Genomic DNA, 17743 nt, shown 5'->3' with positions numbered 1-17743 from the left:
CTGACATGCTCCATACTCTGAGCCATTCACCGTGGCAATGTGATATCGACGCGTTACTGAGTATGCTGCGCGACGGTGATGACCTGCTGCTGATTCAGGATGGCGTACTTGCTGCACTGGAAGGCAGTCGTTTCGTTGAAATTCTCACGAATGCCCCAATAACAGTCTCTGCGCTGAAGGACGATCTGAATGCGCGGGGTCTTTCTGGTCAAATTTCAGCCAAAATTGACGTGGTTGGCTATACTGATTTCGTCAATCTTACTGTGACGCACGCCAGTCAAATGAACTGGTGATTTGAGATCGCTGTATATTTCTTGACACCTTTTCGACGTAGCCCTAAAATTTCGCGTCCTCATATTGTATGAGGTCGTTTTATTACGTGTTTACGAAGCAAAAGCTAAAACCAGGAGCTATTTAATGGCAACAGTTAACCAGCTGGTACGCAAACCACGTGCACGCAAAGTTGCGAAAAGCAACGTGCCTGCGCTGGAAGCCTGCCCGCAGAAACGTGGCGTATGTACTCGTGTATATACCACCACTCCTAAAAAACCAAACTCCGCACTGCGTAAAGTATGCCGTGTGCGTTTGACTAACGGTTTCGAAGTGACTTCCTACATCGGTGGTGAAGGTCACAACCTGCAGGAGCACTCCGTGATCCTGATCCGTGGCGGTCGTGTTAAAGACCTTCCGGGTGTTCGTTACCACACCGTTCGTGGTGCGCTGGACTGCTCAGGTGTTAAAGACCGTAAGCAGGCTCGCTCCAAGTACGGCGTGAAGCGTCCTAAGGCTTAATGGTTCTCCGTTAAGTAAGGCCAAACTGATTTATCTTAATGTCACACTAAACTCTTTGAGTTTTGGACAATCCTGAATTAACAACGGAGTATTCCCATGCCACGTCGTCGCGTCATTGGTCAGCGTAAAATTCTTCCAGATCCGAAATTCGGATCAGAACTGCTGGCAAAATTTGTAAATATCCTGATGGTAGATGGTAAAAAATCTACTGCAGAAGCAATCGTATACAGCGCGCTTGAGACCCTGGCTCAGCGTTCTGGTAAAAATGAACTGGAAGCTTTCGAAGTCGCTCTCGACAACGTTCGCCCAACTGTAGAAGTTAAGTCCCGCCGCGTTGGTGGTTCTACTTATCAGGTTCCAGTTGAAGTTCGTCCGGTCCGTCGTAATGCCCTGGCAATGCGTTGGATCGTTGAAGCTGCTCGTAAACGCGGTGATAAATCCATGGCTCTGCGTCTGGCGAACGAACTTTCTGATGCTGCAGACAACAAAGGTACTGCAGTTAAGAAACGTGAAGACGTTCACCGTATGGCAGAAGCCAACAAGGCGTTCGCACACTACCGTTGGTAATCCCTTCGGAGTCTTAGTCACCAGGCGGGCGCTTCAGAGAAGCCGCCCGCTCTGGGTAACTTAACTGAACGCCTAAAGATATAAACGAGGAATCAAATGGCTCGTACAACACCCATCGCACGCTACCGTAACATCGGTATCAGTGCGCACATCGACGCCGGTAAAACCACTACTACCGAACGTATTCTGTTCTACACCGGTGTAAACCACAAAATCGGTGAAGTTCATGACGGCGCAGCCACCATGGACTGGATGGAACAGGAGCAGGAGCGTGGTATCACTATCACCTCCGCAGCGACTACTGCATTCTGGTCAGGTATGGCTAAGCAGTACGAACCGCATCGCGTAAACATCATCGACACCCCAGGGCACGTTGACTTCACCATCGAAGTAGAACGTTCCATGCGTGTTCTTGACGGCGCGGTAATGGTTTATTGCGCAGTTGGTGGTGTTCAGCCACAGTCTGAAACCGTATGGCGTCAGGCGAACAAATATAAAGTTCCACGCATCGCGTTCGTTAACAAAATGGACCGTATGGGTGCTAACTTCCTGAAAGTTGTTGGTCAGATCAAAACCCGTCTGGGCGCGAACCCTGTTCCGCTGCAGCTGGCAATTGGTGCTGAAGAAGGCTTCACCGGCGTTATCGACCTGGTGAAAATGAAAGCCATCAACTGGAACGATGCAGACCAGGGCGTTACCTTCGAATACGAAGATATCCCAGCTGCAATGCAGGACCTGGCTGACGAATGGCACCAGAACCTGATCGAATCCGCTGCTGAAGCTTCTGAAGAGCTGATGGAGAAATACCTGGGTGGTGAAGAACTGACTGAAGAAGAGATCAAAAAAGCTCTGCGTCAGCGCGTTCTGAACAACGAAATCATCCTGGTAACCTGTGGTTCTGCGTTCAAGAACAAAGGTGTTCAGGCGATGCTGGATGCGGTAGTTGACTACCTGCCATCCCCGGTTGACGTTCCTGCGATCAACGGCATCCTGGACGACGGTAAAGATACTCCGGCTGAGCGTCACGCAAGCGACGAAGAGCCATTCTCTGCACTGGCGTTCAAAATTGCTACCGACCCATTCGTGGGTAACCTGACCTTCTTCCGCGTTTATTCTGGTGTGGTTAACTCCGGTGACACCATCCTGAACTCCGTGAAAGCGGCGCGTGAGCGTTTTGGCCGTATCGTACAGATGCACGCTAACAAACGTGAAGAGATCAAAGAAGTTCGTGCGGGCGACATCGCTGCAGCTATCGGTCTGAAAGACGTGACCACTGGTGACACCCTGTGTGACCCGGATCACCCGATCATTCTGGAGCGTATGGAATTCCCTGAGCCGGTAATCTCCATCGCAGTTGAACCAAAAACCAAAGCTGACCAGGAAAAAATGGGTCTGGCTCTGGGCCGTCTGGCGAAAGAAGACCCATCATTCCGCGTATGGACTGATGAAGAATCTAACCAGACCATCATCGCTGGTATGGGTGAACTGCACCTGGACATCATCGTTGACCGTATGAAGCGTGAATTCAACGTTGAAGCGAACGTGGGTAAACCTCAGGTTGCTTACCGCGAAGCGATTCGCGCGAAAGTTACCGACATTGAAGGTAAACACGCTAAGCAGTCTGGTGGTCGCGGTCAGTACGGTCACGTTGTGATTGACATGTACCCACTGGAGCCGGGCTCTAACCCGAAAGGTTACGAGTTCATCAACGACATCAAAGGCGGTGTAATTCCTGGCGAATACATCCCTGCCGTTGATAAAGGCATCCAGGAACAGCTGAAAGCGGGCCCTCTGGCTGGCTATCCGGTTGTTGACATGGGTGTTCGTCTGCACTTCGGTTCTTACCACGACGTTGACTCCTCTGAACTGGCGTTTAAACTGGCTGCGTCTATTGCCTTTAAAGAAGGCTTTAAGAAAGCAAAACCAGTTCTGCTTGAGCCAATCATGAAGGTTGAAGTAGAAACTCCTGAAGAGAACACCGGTGACGTTATCGGTGACTTGAGCCGTCGTCGCGGTATGCTGCGTGGTCAGGAATCCGAAGTAACTGGCGTTAAGATCCACGCTGAAGTTCCGCTGTCTGAAATGTTCGGATATGCGACTCAGCTGCGTTCTCTGACCAAAGGTCGTGCATCATACACCATGGAATTCCTGAAGTATGATGATGCGCCTAACAACGTTGCTCAGGCCGTTATTGAAGCCCGTGGTAAGTAATCCACAGGATTAAAACCTAAGTCCCGTGCTCTCTCCAGAGGGGAGAGCGCTATAGTAAGGAATATAGCCGTGTCTAAAGAAAAATTTGAACGTACAAAACCGCACGTCAACGTTGGTACTATCGGCCACGTTGACCATGGTAAAACTACCCTGACTGCTGCAATCACTACCGTTCTGGCTAAAACCTACGGTGGTTCTGCTCGTGCATTCGACCAGATCGATAACGCACCAGAAGAAAAAGCTCGTGGTATCACCATCAACACCTCTCACGTTGAGTACGACACCCCGACTCGCCACTACGCACACGTAGACTGCCCAGGCCACGCCGACTATGTTAAAAACATGATCACCGGTGCTGCGCAGATGGACGGCGCGATCCTGGTTGTTGCTGCGACTGACGGCCCAATGCCTCAGACTCGTGAGCACATCCTGCTGGGTCGTCAGGTAGGCGTTCCTTTCATCATCGTGTTCCTGAACAAGTGCGACATGGTTGATGACGAAGAGCTGCTGGAACTGGTAGAGATGGAAGTTCGTGAACTGCTGTCTCAGTACGATTTCCCAGGCGACGATACTCCAATCGTTCGTGGTTCTGCTCTGAAAGCGCTGGAAGGCGAAGCTGAGTGGGAAGCGAAAATCATCGAACTGGCTGGCTTCCTGGATTCTTACATCCCAGAACCAGAGCGTGCGATTGACAAGCCATTCCTGCTGCCAATCGAAGACGTATTCTCCATCTCCGGTCGTGGTACCGTTGTTACCGGTCGTGTAGAGCGCGGTATCATCAAAGTTGGTGAAGAAGTTGAAATCGTTGGTATCAAAGAGACTGCGAAGTCTACCTGTACTGGCGTTGAAATGTTCCGCAAACTGCTGGACGAAGGCCGTGCTGGTGAGAACGTTGGTGTTCTGCTGCGTGGTATCAAACGTGAAGAAATCGAACGTGGTCAGGTTCTGGCGAAGCCAGGCTCAATCAAGCCACACACCAAGTTCGAATCTGAAGTGTACATTCTGTCCAAAGACGAAGGCGGCCGTCATACTCCGTTCTTCAAAGGCTACCGTCCACAGTTCTACTTCCGTACAACTGACGTGACCGGTACCATCGAACTGCCAGAAGGCGTTGAGATGGTAATGCCAGGCGACAACATCAAGATGGTTGTGACTCTGATCCACCCAATCGCGATGGACGACGGTCTGCGTTTCGCAATCCGTGAAGGCGGCCGTACCGTTGGCGCGGGCGTTGTTGCTAAAGTTCTGGGCTAATTAATTATCCCCGAATAAAAAAGGACGCTTCGGCGTCCTTTTTTGTTTTCTGCCGCTCAGGTATTGTCACAAAATTTCGCATTTTTTGCCTGCTCCCGCCCCGCATTCTGGCGTTTGTGCTATTGTAATCATAACCATTCTCACTTACACTTTGCGCATAATTTGAACGGGAGTTTCTATGTACGTTTGTTTATGTAATGGTGTAAGCGACAAAAAAATACGTCAGGCCGTTCGCCAGTTCCAGCCCCAGTCATTCCAGCAGCTTCGCAAATTTGTTCCGGTGGGAAATCAATGCGGTAAATGTGTACGTGCTGCGCGAGAGATCATGCAGGACGAACTGATGCAGATCCCGGAATACAAAGAGATCGCGTAAGCGCCCATCTTTTTTTTGACATCCCTGTAGCCCGATCTACGCTTCAATGAGTGGAAGCGGAGGGACTATATAATGAAAGGTGATGTTAAAATCATAAGTTATCTCAATAAATTATTGGGAAATGAGCTTGTCGCAATCAACCAGTACTTTCTTCACGCGAGAATGTTCAAAAACTGGGGACTCAAACGTTTAAACGACGTTGAGTACCATGAATCTATAGATGAGATGAAACACGCTGATAAATATATCGAGCGTATTTTATTCCTTGAAGGCATTCCAAACCTGCAGGATCTCGGCAAGCTGGGCATCGGAGAAGATGTCGAAGAGATGCTGCGTTCCGACCTTAGGCTGGAGCTTGAAGGCGCCAAAGATCTCCGTGAAGCCATTGCCTACGCAGACAGCGTACATGACTACGTCAGTCGCGATATGATGATCCAGATCCTGGCCGATGAAGAAGGCCATATTGACTGGCTGGAAACGGAGCTGGATCTGATTGCTAAAATCGGCCTGCAAAACTATCTTCAGTCACAGATTAAAGTGGAAGAATAAGCAACGTCTTCCAGCCAACGCATAAACCCGCTGCTGCCAGAAATGGCCCAAAAGGCAGCGGGTTTTTTATTGCCTTCTTATCAGGGCGGATTAACGAAAAAACAAGAATGCAGAGAAGCGCCATCAGTGCTGCAAGCAACGCCAGCGTAGGCAGTACGCACCAGCCGTGCCATGCGCCAAGCGCAGCCAGGTATTTTACATCGCCATATCCCATACCTTCACGACGGCGGATAAACCAGTAGCCCCAGTAAATAATGGCAAAGCCGATATATCCAGCCATCGCACCCACCACCGCGCTCGGCAGAAAATCAGGTTGGATACAGAGTTGAAAGAGCAATCCCGCCCATAGCAGCGGGCAGAGAAATTTATCGGGAAGCAGACCGTAGCGAATATCGGCATGTACAAGTAAGGCAGTCAGCGAAAGATAGATCAGCAGAAAGGGGAGGGTGGTTAGCATGAAAAAGGCCTCAAGCGAGTTTGCGCGCATACTCGTTATAATCGGCCTTGCCGGCAACGCATAAAAAACGGAGATGCGTAGCGGCTCGAAACAAAGCATCGACGGAGATTACATTGCATAAAATGTTGCGCGCTCTTACGAATACTGCGCCTCTGGCGCTTAATTTCTAAACGGCACTTGCGTCTTGCCCAGATTTACGTATAATGCGCGGGCTTGTCGTAATTGACGGCGGGTTCAATCAGAACCAGAGTAGCTCATTTTGTTACTCAACAATGCTCCCAATTGGGGAGCTACGTAAGAACGGTTACACTCTCCCATCAATCGTAATGGGTTTGAGGAGTAATCATTTTCGTTTATAAAATAATTGGAGCTCTGGTCTCATGCAGAACCAAAGAATCCGTATCCGCCTTAAAGCGTTTGATCATCGTCTGATCGATCAATCAACCGCGGAAATCGTCGAGACTGCTAAGCGCACTGGTGCGCAAGTCCGTGGTCCGATCCCGCTGCCGACCCGCAAAGAGCGCTTCACCGTTCTGATCTCCCCGCACGTCAACAAAGACGCGCGCGATCAGTACGAAATCCGCACTCACAAGCGTCTGGTTGACATCGTTGAGCCAACTGAGAAAACCGTTGATGCTCTGATGCGTCTGGATCTGGCTGCCGGTGTAGACGTGCAGATCAGCCTGGGTTAATCAGGTCATCGAGCGATTGAGAGGTTGAAACAATGATTGGTTTAGTCGGTAAAAAAGTGGGTATGACCCGCATCTTCACTGAAGATGGCGTTTCTATCCCAGTAACCGTAATCGAAGTTGAAGCAAACCGCGTTACTCAGGTTAAAGATCTGGCTAACGATGGCTACCGCGCTATTCAGGTTACCACTGGTGCTAAAAAAGCTAACCGTGTAACCAAACCAGAAGCGGGTCACTTCGCTAAAGCTGGCGTAGAAGCTGGCCGTGGTCTGTGGGAATTCCGTCTTGCTGAAGGCGAAGAGTTCACCGTAGGTCAGGACATTAGCGTTGAGCTGTTTGCTGACGTTAAAAAAGTTGACGTAACCGGTACCTCTAAAGGTAAAGGTTTTGCTGGTACCGTTAAGCGCTGGAACTTCCGTACCCAAGACGCTACTCACGGTAACTCCTTGTCTCACCGCGTTCCGGGTTCTATCGGTCAGAACCAGACTCCGGGCAAAGTGTTCAAAGGCAAGAAAATGGCAGGTCAGCTGGGTAACGAACGTGTAACCGTTCAGAGCCTGGACGTAGTACGTGTTGACGCTGAGCGCAACCTGCTGCTGGTTAAAGGTGCAGTTCCGGGTGCAACCGGTAGCGACCTGATCGTTAAACCAGCTGTGAAGGCGTAAGGGGATAGCAATGGAATTAGTATTGAAAGACGCGCAGAGCGCGCTGACTGTTTCCGAAACTACCTTCGGTCGTGATTTCAACGAAGCGCTGGTTCACCAGGTTGTTGTTGCTTATGCAGCTGGTGCTCGTCAGGGTACTCGTGCTCAGAAGACTCGTGCTGAAGTAACTGGTTCTGGCAAAAAGCCATGGCGCCAGAAAGGTACCGGCCGTGCGCGTTCAGGTTCTATCAAGAGCCCGATCTGGCGTTCAGGTGGCGTGACCTTCGCTGCGCGTCCACAGGACCACAGTCAAAAAGTTAACAAAAAGATGTACCGCGGCGCGCTGAAAAGCATCCTGTCCGAACTGGTACGTCAGGATCGTCTGATCGTTGTCGAGAAGTTCTCTGTTGAAGCGCCTAAAACTAAGCTGCTGGCACAGAAACTGAAAGACATGGCTCTGGAAGATGTGCTGATCATCACCGGTGAGCTGGACGAGAACCTGTTCCTGGCCGCACGTAACCTGCACAAGGTTGACGTACGCGATGCGACTGGTATCGACCCGGTTAGCCTGATCGCCTTCGACAAAGTCGTAATGACTGCTGATGCTGTTAAGCAAGTTGAGGAGATGCTGGCATGATTCGTGAAGAACGTCTGCTGAAGGTGCTTCGCGCACCGCACGTTTCTGAAAAAGCGTCTACTGCGATGGAAAAAACAAACACCATCGTTCTCAAAGTTGCTAAAGACGCGACCAAAGCAGAGATCAAAGCTGCTGTGCAGAAACTGTTTGAAGTCGAAGTCGAAGTCGTTAACACCCTGGTAGTTAAAGGGAAAGTTAAACGTCACGGACAGCGTATCGGTCGTCGTAGCGACTGGAAAAAAGCTTACGTCACCCTGAAAGAAGGCCAGAATCTGGACTTCGTTGGCGGCGCTGAGTAAGTCGGAGGAGTAATACAATGGCAGTTGTTAAATGTAAACCGACATCTCCGGGTCGTCGCCACGTAGTTAAAGTGGTTAACCCTGAGCTGCACAAGGGCAAACCTTTTGCTCCGTTGCTGGAAAAAAACAGCAAATCCGGTGGTCGTAACAACAATGGCCGTATCACCACTCGTCACATCGGTGGTGGCCACAAGCAGGCTTATCGTATTGTTGACTTCAAACGCAACAAAGACGGTATCCCAGCAGTTGTTGAACGTCTTGAGTACGATCCGAACCGTTCCGCGAACATCGCGCTGGTTCTGTACAAAGACGGCGAACGCCGTTACATCCTGGCCCCTAAAGGCCTGAAAGCTGGCGACCAGATTCAGTCTGGCGTTGATGCTGCAATCAAAGCAGGCAACACCCTGCCGATGCGCAATATCCCGGTTGGTTCTACCGTTCATAACGTAGAAATGAAACCAGGTAAAGGCGGTCAGCTGGCACGTTCCGCTGGTACTTACGTTCAGATCGTTGCTCGTGATGGTGCTTATGTCACCCTGCGTCTGCGTTCTGGTGAAATGCGTAAAGTCGAAGCAGACTGCCGCGCTACTCTGGGCGAAGTTGGCAATGCTGAGCATATGCTGCGCGTTCTGGGTAAAGCAGGTGCTGCTCGCTGGCGTGGTGTTCGTCCTACCGTTCGCGGTACTGCGATGAACCCAGTCGATCACCCACATGGTGGTGGTGAAGGTCGTAACTTTGGTAAGCACCCGGTATCTCCGTGGGGCGTTCAGACCAAAGGTAAGAAGACCCGCAGCAACAAGCGTACTGATAAATTTATCGTACGTCGCCGTAGCAAATAATTTTAGAGGATAAGCCATGCCACGTTCTCTCAAGAAAGGTCCTTTTATTGACCTGCACTTGCTGAAGAAGGTAGAGAAAGCGGTGGAAAGCGGAGACAAGAAGCCCCTGCGCACTTGGTCCCGTCGTTCAACGATCTTTCCTAACATGATCGGTTTGACCATCGCTGTCCATAATGGTCGTCAGCACGTTCCAGTCTTTGTTACCGACGAAATGGTTGGTCACAAACTGGGTGAATTCGCACCGACTCGTACTTATCGCGGCCACGCTGCTGATAAAAAAGCGAAGAAGAAATAAGGTAGGAGGAAGAGATGGAAACTTTAGCTCAACATCGCCATGCTCGTTCTTCTGCTCAGAAGGTTCGCCTTGTTGCTGACCTGATTCGCGGTAAGAAAGTGTCGCAGGCCCTGGACATCCTGACCTATACCAACAAGAAAGCTGCGGTATTGGTCAAGAAAGTACTGGAATCTGCCATTGCTAACGCTGAACACAACGATGGCGCTGACATCGACGATCTGAAAGTCGCGAAAATTTTCGTAGATGAAGGCCCAAGCATGAAGCGCATTATGCCGCGTGCGAAAGGTCGTGCAGATCGCATCCTGAAGCGCACCAGCCACATTACTGTGGTTGTGTCCGATCGCTGAGACTCTGGAGACTAGCAATGGGTCAGAAAGTACATCCTAATGGTATTCGCCTGGGTATTGTAAAACCATGGAACTCTACCTGGTTTGCGAACACCAAAGAATTCGCTGACAACCTGGACAGCGATTTTAAAGTACGTCAGTACCTGACTAAGGAACTGGCTAAAGCGTCTGTATCTCGTATCGTTATCGAGCGTCCAGCGAAGAGCATCCGTGTGACTATTCACACTGCTCGTCCTGGCATCGTTATCGGTAAGAAAGGCGAAGACGTAGAAAAACTGCGCAAGGTCGTAGCGGATATCGCTGGCGTTCCTGCACAGATCAATATCGCTGAAGTTCGTAAGCCTGAACTGGACGCTAAATTGGTTGCTGACAGCATCACTTCACAGCTGGAACGTCGTGTAATGTTCCGTCGTGCTATGAAGCGTGCTGTACAGAACGCAATGCGTCTGGGCGCTAAAGGTATCAAAGTTGAAGTTAGCGGCCGTCTGGGCGGCGCGGAAATCGCACGTACCGAATGGTACCGTGAAGGTCGCGTACCGCTGCACACTCTGCGTGCTGACATCGACTACAACACCTCTGAAGCGCACACCACTTACGGTGTAATCGGCGTTAAGGTATGGATCTTCAAAGGTGAGATCCTGGGTGGTATGGCTGCTGTTGAACAACCGGAAAAACCGGCTGCTCAACCTAAAAAGCAGCAGCGTAAAGGCCGTAAATAAGGAGCGTCGCTGATGTTACAACCAAAGCGTACAAAATTCCGTAAAGTGCACAAAGGCCGCAACCGTGGTCTGGCGCAGGGTACGGATGTTAGCTTCGGCACTTTCGGTCTGAAAGCTGTTGGCCGTGGTCGTCTGACTGCACGTCAGATCGAAGCAGCACGTCGTGCAATGACCCGTGCAGTTAAGCGTCAAGGTAAGATCTGGATCCGTGTATTCCCGGACAAACCGATCACCGAGAAGCCGCTGGAAGTTCGTATGGGTAAAGGTAAAGGTAACGTGGAGTACTGGGTTGCCTTGATCCAACCGGGCAAAGTCCTTTATGAAATGGACGGTGTTCCGGAAGAGCTGGCCCGTGAAGCCTTCGGCCTGGCAGCAGCGAAACTGCCTATCAAAACCACCTTTGTAACTAAGACGGTGATGTAATGAAAGCAAAAGAGCTGCGTGAAAAAAGCGTTGAAGAGCTGAACGCTGAGCTGCTGAACCTGCTGCGTGAGCAGTTCAACCTGCGTATGCAGGCTGCAAGTGGCCAGCTGCAACAGACTCACCTGCTGAAGCAAGTGCGTCGCAATGTTGCACGCGTTAAGACTTTACTGACTCAGAAGGCGGGTGCGTAATGACCGATAAAATCCGTACTCTGCAAGGTCGTGTTGTTAGCGACAAAATGGAGAAATCCATTGTTGTAGCTATCGAACGTATTGTGAAACACCCGATCTACGGTAAATTCATCAAGCGTACGACCAAACTGCACGTACATGACGAGAACAACGAATGTGGTATCGGCGACAAGGTTGAAATCCGTGAATGCCGCCCACTGTCCAAGACTAAGTCCTGGACGCTGGTTCGCGTTGTAGAGAAAGCGGTTCTGTAATACAGTACGCCTTCTCAATACGAATAAACGGCTCAGCGATGAGCCGTTTATTTTTTCTACCCATATTGCAGAAGCGGTGTTATAATGCCGCGCCCTCGATATGGGGCTTTTTAACGGCTCTGATTTTAGAGTCTCAGGTAGTAGTTGACATTAGCGGAGCACTAAAATGATCCAAGAACAGACTATGCTGAACGTCGCCGACAACTCCGGTGCACGTCGCGTAATGTGTATCAAGGTTCTGGGTGGCTCGCACCGTCGCTACGCAGGCGTAGGCGACATCATCAAGATCACCATCAAGGAAGCAATTCCACGTGGTAAGGTCAAAAAAGGTGATGTGCTGAAGGCGGTAGTGGTGCGCACCAAGAAGGGTGTTCGTCGCCCTGACGGTTCTGTCATTCGCTTCGATGGTAATGCATGCGTTATTTTAAACAATAACAGCGAGCAGCCTATCGGCACGCGTATCTTTGGGCCGGTAACTCGTGAACTTCGTACTGAGAAGTTCATGAAAATTATCTCTCTGGCACCAGAAGTACTCTAAGGAGCGAATCATGGCAGCGAAAATCCGTCGTGATGACGAAGTTATCGTGTTAACCGGTAAAGATAAAGGTAAACGCGGTAAAGTAAAAAATGTTCTGTCTTCCGGCAAACTTGTCGTTGAAGGTATCAACCTGGTTAAGAAACATCAGAAGCCGGTTCCGGCCCTGAACCAACCAGGTGGCATCGTTGAAAAAGAAGCTGCTATTCAGGTTTCTAACGTTGCAATCTTCAATGCGGCTACCGGCAAGGCTGACCGTGTAGGCTTTAGATTCGAAGACGGCAAAAAAGTCCGTTTCTTCAAGTCTAACAGCGAAACTATCAAGTAATTTGGAGTAGTACGATGGCGAAACTGCATGATTACTACAAAGACGAAGTAGTTAAAAAACTCATGACCGAGTTTAACTACAATTCTGTCATGCAAGTCCCTCGGGTCGAGAAGATCACCCTGAACATGGGTGTTGGTGAAGCGATCGCTGACAAGAAACTGCTGGATAACGCAGCAGCTGACCTGACAGCAATCTCCGGTCAAAAACCGCTGATCACCAAAGCACGCAAATCTGTTGCAGGCTTCAAAATCCGTCAGGGCTATCCGATCGGCTGTAAAGTAACTCTGCGTGGCGAACGCATGTGGGAGTTCTTTGAGCGCCTGATCACTATTGCTGTTCCACGTATCCGTGACTTCCGTGGCTTGTCCGCTAAGTCTTTCGACGGTCGTGGTAACTACAGCATGGGTGTCCGTGAGCAGATCATCTTCCCAGAAATCGACTACGATAAAGTCGACCGCGTGCGTGGTTTGGATATTACCATTACCACTACTGCGAAATCTGACGAAGAAGGCCGTGCTCTGCTGGCTGCCTTTGACTTCCCGTTCCGCAAGTAAGGTAGGGTTACTGAATGGCTAAGCAATCAATGAAAGCACGCGAAGTAAAGCGCGTAGCTTTAGCTGATAAATTCTTCGCTAAACGCGCTGAACTGAAAGCGATCATTTCTGATGTGAACGCTTCCGACGAAGATCGTTGGAATGCGGTTCTCAAGCTGCAGTCTCTGCCGCGTGATTCCAGCCCGTCTCGTCAGCGTAACCGCTGTCGTCAAACAGGTCGTCCACATGGTTATGTGGGCAAGTTTGGGTTGAGCCGTATCAAACTGCGTGAAGCCGCCATGCGCGGTGAAGTGCCAGGCTTGAAAAAGGCTAGCTGGTAATTACCAATTGAATCACGGGAGTAAAGACAGATGAGCATGCAAGATCCGATCGCGGATATGCTGACCCGTATCCGTAACGGTCAGGCCGCGAACAAAGTTGCGGTCACCATGCCTTCCGCCAAGCTGAAAGTGGCAATTGCCAACGTGCTGAAGGAAGAAGGTTTTATCGAAGATTTTAAAGTTGAAGGCGACACCAAGCCGGAACTGGAACTTACTCTCAAGTATTTCCAGGGTAAAGCTGTTGTAGAAAGCATTCAGCGTGTCAGCCGCCCAGGCCTGCGCATCTATAAGAAAAAAGATGAGCTGCCAAAAGTTATGGCTGGTCTTGGTATCGCAGTTGTTTCTACCTCTAAAGGTGTTATGACTGATCGTGCAGCGCGCCAGGCTGGTCTTGGTGGCGAAATTATCTGCTACGTAGCCTAATCGGAGGAAAGAATGTCTCGTGTTGCTAAAGCACCGGTCGTTATTCCTGCCGGCGTTGATGTAAAAATCGACGGTCAGGTTATTACGATCAAAGGTAAAAACGGCGAGCTGACTCGTACCCTCAACAAAGCTGTTGAAGTTAAACATGCAGATAACGCTCTGACCTTCGGTCCACGTGATGGTTTCGTGGATGGATGGGCTCAGGCTGGTACCGCGCGTGCCCTGCTGAACTCAATGGTTGTTGGTGTTACCGAAGGCTTCACTAAAAAGCTTCAGCTGGTTGGTGTAGGTTATCGTGCAGCTATCAAAGGGAATGCAGTAGGCCTGTCTCTGGGCTTCTCACACCCTGTTGAGCATCCGCTGCCGGCCGGTATCACTGCAGAATGCCCGACTCAGACTGAAATCGTGCTGAAAGGCGCCGATAAACAGCTGATCGGTCAGGTTGCAGCAGATCTGCGCGCCTACCGTCGTCCTGAGCCTTACAAAGGCAAGGGTGTTCGCTACGCCGACGAAGTCGTGCGTACCAAAGAGGCTAAGAAGAAGTAAGGTAACACTATGGATAAGAAATCTGCTCGTATCCGTCGTGCGACCCGCGCACGCCGCAAGCTCAAAGAGCTGGGTGCAACTCGCCTGGTGGTACATCGTACCCCGCGTCATATTTACGCACAGGTAATTGCACCGAACGGTTCTGAAGTTCTGGTAGCTGCTTCTACTGTAGAAAAAGCTATCTCAGAACAATTGAAGTACACCGGTAACAAAGACGCCGCTGCAGCTGTAGGTAAAGCTGTTGCTGAACGCGCTCTGGAAAAAGGCATCAGCAATGTTTCCTTTGACCGTTCCGGGTTCCAATATCATGGTCGTGTCCAGGCACTGGCAGATGCTGCCCGTGAAGCTGGCCTTCAGTTCTAAGGTAGAGGTGTAAGATGGCTCACATCGAAAAACAGGCTGGCGAACTGCAGGAAAAGCTGATCGCGGTAAACCGCGTATCTAAAACCGTTAAAGGTGGTCGTATTTTCTCCTTCACAGCTCTGACTGTAGTAGGCGATGGTAACGGTCGCGTTGGTTTTGGTTACGGTAAAGCGCGTGAAGTTCCAGCAGCGATCCAGAAAGCGATGGAAAAAGCCCGTCGCAACATGATTAACGTCGCGCTGAACAACGGCACCCTGCAGCACCCAGTTAAAGGTGTTCACACGGGTTCTCGTGTATTCATGCAGCCAGCTTCAGAAGGTACCGGTATCATCGCCGGTGGTGCAATGCGCGCCGTTCTGGAAGTTGCTGGGGTTCATAACGTTCTGGCTAAAGCATATGGTTCCACCAACCCGATCAACGTGGTTCGTGCAACTATTGATGGCCTGGAAAATATGAATTCTCCAGAAATGGTCGCTGCCAAGCGTGGTAAATCCGTTGAAGAAATTCTGGGGTAATTGACCATGGCAAAGACTATTAAAATCACTCAAACCCGCAGTGCAATCGGTCGTCTGCCGAAACACAAGGCAACGCTGCTTGGCCTGGGTCTGCGTCGTATTGGTCATACCGTTGAGCGCGAGGATACTCCTGCTGTTCGTGGTATGGTCAACGCGGTTTACTTCATGGTTAAAGTTGAGGAGTAAGAGATGCGTTTAAATACTCTGTCTCCGGCCGAAGGCTCTAAAAAGGCGGGTAAACGCCTGGGTCGTGGTATCGGTTCTGGCCTCGGTAAAACCGGTGGTCGTGGTCACAAAGGTCAGAACTCTCGTTCTGGCGGTGGCGTACGTCGCGGTTTCGAGGGTGGCCAGATGCCACTGTACCGTCGTCTGCCGAAGTTCGGCTTCACCTCTCGCAAAGCAGCGATCACAGCGGAAATCCGTCTGTCTGACCTGGCGAAAGTTGAAGGCGGCGTTGTAGACCTGAACACGCTGAAAGCAGCAAACATTATCGGTATCCAGATCGAGTTCGCGAAAGTGATCCTGGCTGGTGAAGTTTCTACTCCGGTAACTGTTCGTGGCCTGCGTGTTACTAAAGGTGCTCGTGCTGCTATCGAAGCTGCTGGCGGTAAAATTGAGGAATAAGTAGCAGATGGCTAAGCAACCGGGATTAGATTTTCAAAGTGCCAAAGGTGGATTTGGCGAGCTGAAACGCAGACTGCTGTTTGTTATCGGCGCGCTGATTGTGTTCCGTATTGGCTCTTTTATTCCGATCCCTGGTATCGATGCCGCTGTACTTGCCAAACTGCTTGAGCAACAGCGAGGCACCATCATTGAAATGTTCAACATGTTCTCTGGTGGTGCTCTCAGCCGTGCTTCTATCTTTGCATTGGGTATTATGCCGTACATTTCGGCATCTATTATTATCCAGCTGCTGACGGTCGTTCATCCGGCCCTGGCAGAGTTGAAGAAAGAAGGGGAGTCTGGACGTCGTAAGATTAGTCAGTACACCCGTTACGGTACTCTGGTGCTGGCAATATTCCAGTCGATCGGTATTGCTACCGGTCTACCGAATATGCCTGGTATGCAGGGCCTGGTGTTAAACCCGGGCTTTGCATTCTACTTCACCGCTGTTGTAAGTCTGGTCACAGGGACAATGTTCCTGATGTGGCTCGGCGAACAGATTACTGAGCGTGGTATCGGTAACGGTATCTCAATCATCATCTTCGCCGGTATTGTTGCGGGCCTCCCGCCAGCCATCGCCCATACTATCGAGCAAGCGCGTCAAGGCGACCTGCACTTCCTCCTGTTGCTGTTGGTTGCAGTATTAGTATTTGCAGTGACGTTCTTTGTTGTCTTCGTTGAACGTGGTCAACGCCGCATTGTGGTGAACTACGCTAAACGTCAGCAAGGTCGTCGTGTCTATGCTGCACAGAGCACACATTTACCGCTGAAAGTGAACATGGCGGGGGTTATCCCGGCTATCTTCGCTTCCAGTATTATTCTGTTCCCGGCGACCATCGCGTCATGGTTCGGGGGCGGTACTGGTTGGAACTGGCTGACAACAATTTCGCTGTATTTGCAGCCTGGGCAACCACTTTATGTGTTACTCTATGCGTCTGCGATCATCTTCTTCTGTTTCTTCTACACGGCGTTGGTCTTCAACCCGCGTGAAACAGCAGATAACCTGAAGAAGTCCGGTGCATTTGTACCAGGAATTCGTCCGGGAGAGCAAACGGCGAAGTATATCGATAAAGTAATGACCCGCCTGACTTTGGTTGGTGCGCTCTATATTACTTTTATCTGCCTGATCCCGGAGTTCATGCGTGATGCAATGAAAGTACCGTTCTACTTCGGTGGGACCTCACTGCTTATCGTTGTTGTCGTGATTATGGACTTTATGGCTCAAGTGCAAACTCTGATGATGTCCAGTCAGTATGAGTCTGCATTGAAGAAGGCGAACCTGAAAGGCTACGGCCGCTAATTGGTCGCCTGAGAAGTTACGGAGAGTAAAAATGAAAGTTCGTGCTTCCGTCAAGAAATTATGCCGTAACTGCAAAATCGTTAAGCGTGATGGTGTCATCCGTGTGATTTGCAGTGCCGAGCCGAAGCATAAACAGCGCCAAGGCTGATTATTTCGCATATTTTTCTTGCAAAGTTGGGTTGAGCTGGCTAGATTAGCCAGCCAATCTTTTGTATGTCTGTACGTTTCCATTTGAGTATCCTGAAAACGGGCTTTTCAGCATGGTGCGTACATATTAAATAGTAGGAGTGCATAGTGGCCCGTATAGCAGGCATTAACATTCCTGATCAGAAACATGCTGTGATCGCATTAACTTCGATCTACGGCGTCGGCAAGACCCGTTCTAAAGCCATTCTGGCTGCAGCGGGTATCGCTGAAGATGTTAAGATCAGTGAGCTGTCTGAAGAACAAATCGACACGCTGCGTGACGAAGTTGCCAAATTTGTCGTTGAAGGTGATCTGCGCCGTGAAATCAGCATGAGCATCAAGCGCCTGATGGATCTTGGTTGCTATCGCGGTTTGCGTCATCGTCGTGGTCTGCCAGTGCGCGGTCAGCGTACTAAGACCAACGCACGTACCCGTAAGGGTCCGCGCAAACCGATCAAGAAATAATCGGG

32 protein-coding genes are annotated in these 17743 nt (G+C 50.3%); 31 read left to right on the top strand and 1 reads right to left on the bottom strand.

All coding sequences use genetic code 11. The features are described 5' to 3' along the window. The first annotated feature begins 5 nt into the window (after positions 1-5). From tusB to bfr, 7 genes are all read left to right on the top strand, one after another. Positions 6-293, top strand: a complete 288-nt coding sequence (tusB, locus tag PUP35_RS20075; protein WP_115876879.1) for a sulfurtransferase complex subunit TusB — start codon at positions 6-8, stop codon at positions 291-293. A gap of 124 nt (positions 294-417) precedes the next feature. Next, the gene (rpsL, locus tag PUP35_RS20070; protein WP_000246815.1) at positions 418-792 is read left to right on the top strand and encodes a 30S ribosomal protein S12; all 375 of its coding nucleotides are present in this window, start codon (positions 418-420) and stop codon (positions 790-792) included. A 96-nt stretch (positions 793-888) separates the two neighbouring features. After that, entirely contained in the window at positions 889-1359 is a 471-nt protein-coding gene (gene rpsG, locus PUP35_RS20065) for a 30S ribosomal protein S7 (protein ID WP_004106370.1), read from the top strand. A 96-nt stretch (positions 1360-1455) separates the two neighbouring features. Further along, positions 1456-3570 (top strand): elongation factor G, encoded by a 2115-nt coding sequence (gene fusA / locus PUP35_RS20060; RefSeq protein WP_008503004.1) that lies wholly within the window; start codon positions 1456-1458, stop codon positions 3568-3570. 69 nt (positions 3571-3639) lie between these two features. After that, positions 3640-4824, top strand: a complete 1185-nt coding sequence (gene tuf, locus PUP35_RS20055; RefSeq protein WP_014068448.1) for an elongation factor Tu — start codon at positions 3640-3642, stop codon at positions 4822-4824. Positions 4825-5002: 178 nt separating this feature from the next. After that, the gene (gene bfd, locus PUP35_RS20050; protein WP_008503493.1) at positions 5003-5197 is read left to right on the top strand and encodes a bacterioferritin-associated ferredoxin; all 195 of its coding nucleotides are present in this window, start codon (positions 5003-5005) and stop codon (positions 5195-5197) included. Positions 5198-5269: 72 nt separating this feature from the next. After that, a complete protein-coding gene (bfr, locus tag PUP35_RS20045) occupies positions 5270-5746 on the top strand; it encodes a bacterioferritin (RefSeq protein WP_008503492.1) in 477 nt (158 codons plus the stop codon). Here the strand turns inward: bfr and PUP35_RS20040 are convergent. After that, a complete protein-coding gene (locus PUP35_RS20040) occupies positions 5730-6203 on the bottom strand; it encodes a prepilin peptidase (protein ID WP_274241039.1) in 474 nt (157 codons plus the stop codon). The two genes, bfr and PUP35_RS20040, sit on opposite strands and share 17 nt — an antisense overlap. Before the next feature lie 380 nt (positions 6204-6583). Between PUP35_RS20040 and rpsJ the strand changes: the two genes are divergently transcribed. From rpsJ to rpsM, 24 genes are all read left to right on the top strand, one after another. Beyond that, the gene (rpsJ, locus tag PUP35_RS20035; RefSeq protein WP_001181005.1) at positions 6584-6895 is read left to right on the top strand and encodes a 30S ribosomal protein S10; all 312 of its coding nucleotides are present in this window, start codon (positions 6584-6586) and stop codon (positions 6893-6895) included. Positions 6896-6927: 32 nt separating this feature from the next. After that, positions 6928-7557 carry a 50S ribosomal protein L3 gene (gene rplC / locus PUP35_RS20030; RefSeq protein ID WP_003863274.1) on the top strand — a complete coding sequence of 210 codons (630 nt, stop codon included), beginning with the start codon at positions 6928-6930 and terminating at the stop codon, positions 7555-7557. A gap of 10 nt (positions 7558-7567) precedes the next feature. Continuing rightward, on the top strand, positions 7568-8173 hold the full coding sequence (gene rplD, locus PUP35_RS20025; RefSeq protein WP_000424395.1) for a 50S ribosomal protein L4: 606 nt from the start codon (positions 7568-7570) through the stop codon (positions 8171-8173). Next, entirely contained in the window at positions 8170-8472 is a 303-nt protein-coding gene (gene rplW, locus PUP35_RS20020; RefSeq protein WP_000617546.1) for a 50S ribosomal protein L23, read from the top strand. Before rplD ends, rplW begins: the two co-directional genes overlap by 4 nt. A 17-nt stretch (positions 8473-8489) precedes the next feature. Further along, positions 8490-9311: a 50S ribosomal protein L2 gene (rplB, locus tag PUP35_RS20015; RefSeq protein WP_008457150.1), complete on the top strand. Its 822-nt coding sequence runs from the start codon at positions 8490-8492 to the stop codon at positions 9309-9311. 16 nt (positions 9312-9327) lie between these two features. Then, positions 9328-9606, top strand: a complete 279-nt coding sequence (gene rpsS / locus PUP35_RS20010) for a 30S ribosomal protein S19 (RefSeq protein WP_001138117.1) — start codon at positions 9328-9330, stop codon at positions 9604-9606. Positions 9607-9620: 14 nt separating this feature from the next. Further along, positions 9621-9953 carry a 50S ribosomal protein L22 gene (gene rplV, locus PUP35_RS20005; RefSeq protein WP_002919773.1) on the top strand — a complete coding sequence of 111 codons (333 nt, stop codon included), beginning with the start codon at positions 9621-9623 and terminating at the stop codon, positions 9951-9953. 17 nt (positions 9954-9970) lie between these two features. Continuing rightward, a complete protein-coding gene (gene rpsC / locus PUP35_RS20000; RefSeq protein WP_000529945.1) occupies positions 9971-10672 on the top strand; it encodes a 30S ribosomal protein S3 in 702 nt (233 codons plus the stop codon). Between the two features lie 12 nt (positions 10673-10684). After that, the gene (rplP, locus tag PUP35_RS19995) at positions 10685-11095 is read left to right on the top strand and encodes a 50S ribosomal protein L16 (protein WP_002919759.1); all 411 of its coding nucleotides are present in this window, start codon (positions 10685-10687) and stop codon (positions 11093-11095) included. Continuing rightward, on the top strand, positions 11095-11286 hold the full coding sequence (rpmC, locus tag PUP35_RS19990; RefSeq protein WP_003863282.1) for a 50S ribosomal protein L29: 192 nt from the start codon (positions 11095-11097) through the stop codon (positions 11284-11286). Before rplP ends, rpmC begins: the two co-directional genes overlap by 1 nt. Continuing rightward, on the top strand, positions 11286-11540 hold the full coding sequence (gene rpsQ / locus PUP35_RS19985) for a 30S ribosomal protein S17 (RefSeq protein ID WP_008503489.1): 255 nt from the start codon (positions 11286-11288) through the stop codon (positions 11538-11540). The genes rpmC and rpsQ overlap by 1 nt, the downstream gene beginning before the upstream one ends. 166 nt (positions 11541-11706) lie before the next feature. Continuing rightward, positions 11707-12078, top strand: coding sequence for a 50S ribosomal protein L14 (gene rplN, locus PUP35_RS19980; protein ID WP_002919748.1), 372 nt, complete (start codon positions 11707-11709; stop codon positions 12076-12078). Between the two features lie 10 nt (positions 12079-12088). Then, positions 12089-12403 (top strand): 50S ribosomal protein L24, encoded by a 315-nt coding sequence (gene rplX / locus PUP35_RS19975; protein WP_003863287.1) that lies wholly within the window; start codon positions 12089-12091, stop codon positions 12401-12403. 14 nt (positions 12404-12417) lie between these two features. Further along, positions 12418-12957 carry a 50S ribosomal protein L5 gene (gene rplE / locus PUP35_RS19970; RefSeq protein ID WP_001096202.1) on the top strand — a complete coding sequence of 180 codons (540 nt, stop codon included), beginning with the start codon at positions 12418-12420 and terminating at the stop codon, positions 12955-12957. A gap of 14 nt (positions 12958-12971) precedes the next feature. Beyond that, entirely contained in the window at positions 12972-13277 is a 306-nt protein-coding gene (gene rpsN / locus PUP35_RS19965) for a 30S ribosomal protein S14 (protein ID WP_003863291.1), read from the top strand. A gap of 30 nt (positions 13278-13307) precedes the next feature. Next, positions 13308-13700, top strand: a complete 393-nt coding sequence (gene rpsH / locus PUP35_RS19960; RefSeq protein WP_006178918.1) for a 30S ribosomal protein S8 — start codon at positions 13308-13310, stop codon at positions 13698-13700. Between the two features lie 12 nt (positions 13701-13712). Next, a complete protein-coding gene (gene rplF, locus PUP35_RS19955; RefSeq protein ID WP_003863296.1) occupies positions 13713-14246 on the top strand; it encodes a 50S ribosomal protein L6 in 534 nt (177 codons plus the stop codon). Positions 14247-14255: 9 nt separating this feature from the next. Next, positions 14256-14609: a 50S ribosomal protein L18 gene (rplR, locus tag PUP35_RS19950; protein ID WP_003863297.1), complete on the top strand. Its 354-nt coding sequence runs from the start codon at positions 14256-14258 to the stop codon at positions 14607-14609. A 14-nt stretch (positions 14610-14623) separates the two neighbouring features. Continuing rightward, positions 14624-15124 carry a 30S ribosomal protein S5 gene (gene rpsE / locus PUP35_RS19945; protein ID WP_003863299.1) on the top strand — a complete coding sequence of 167 codons (501 nt, stop codon included), beginning with the start codon at positions 14624-14626 and terminating at the stop codon, positions 15122-15124. Between the two features lie 6 nt (positions 15125-15130). Then, on the top strand, positions 15131-15310 hold the full coding sequence (gene rpmD, locus PUP35_RS19940) for a 50S ribosomal protein L30 (RefSeq protein WP_003863301.1): 180 nt from the start codon (positions 15131-15133) through the stop codon (positions 15308-15310). Positions 15311-15313: 3 nt separating this feature from the next. After that, complete coding sequence (gene rplO, locus PUP35_RS19935) at positions 15314-15748, top strand: 50S ribosomal protein L15 (protein WP_003863304.1); 435 nt, start codon at positions 15314-15316, stop codon at positions 15746-15748. Between the two features lie 7 nt (positions 15749-15755). Further along, the gene (gene secY / locus PUP35_RS19930) at positions 15756-17087 is read left to right on the top strand and encodes a preprotein translocase subunit SecY (protein ID WP_003863305.1); all 1332 of its coding nucleotides are present in this window, start codon (positions 15756-15758) and stop codon (positions 17085-17087) included. Positions 17088-17118: 31 nt separating this feature from the next. Further along, entirely contained in the window at positions 17119-17235 is a 117-nt protein-coding gene (rpmJ, locus tag PUP35_RS19925) for a 50S ribosomal protein L36 (protein ID WP_000868187.1), read from the top strand. 146 nt (positions 17236-17381) lie between these two features. Beyond that, positions 17382-17738 (top strand): 30S ribosomal protein S13, encoded by a 357-nt coding sequence (gene rpsM, locus PUP35_RS19920; RefSeq protein WP_003863308.1) that lies wholly within the window; start codon positions 17382-17384, stop codon positions 17736-17738. Positions 17739-17743 lie beyond the last annotated feature (5 nt).

Origin of the sequence: Enterobacter sp. S-33, assembly GCF_028735835.1 — a bacterium.
GTDB classification, from domain to species: Bacteria; Pseudomonadota; Gammaproteobacteria; order Enterobacterales; family Enterobacteriaceae; genus Enterobacter; species Enterobacter vonholyi.
Note: the sequence above shows the minus strand (reverse complement) of the source record. Positions and strands in the feature narration are given on the sequence as shown.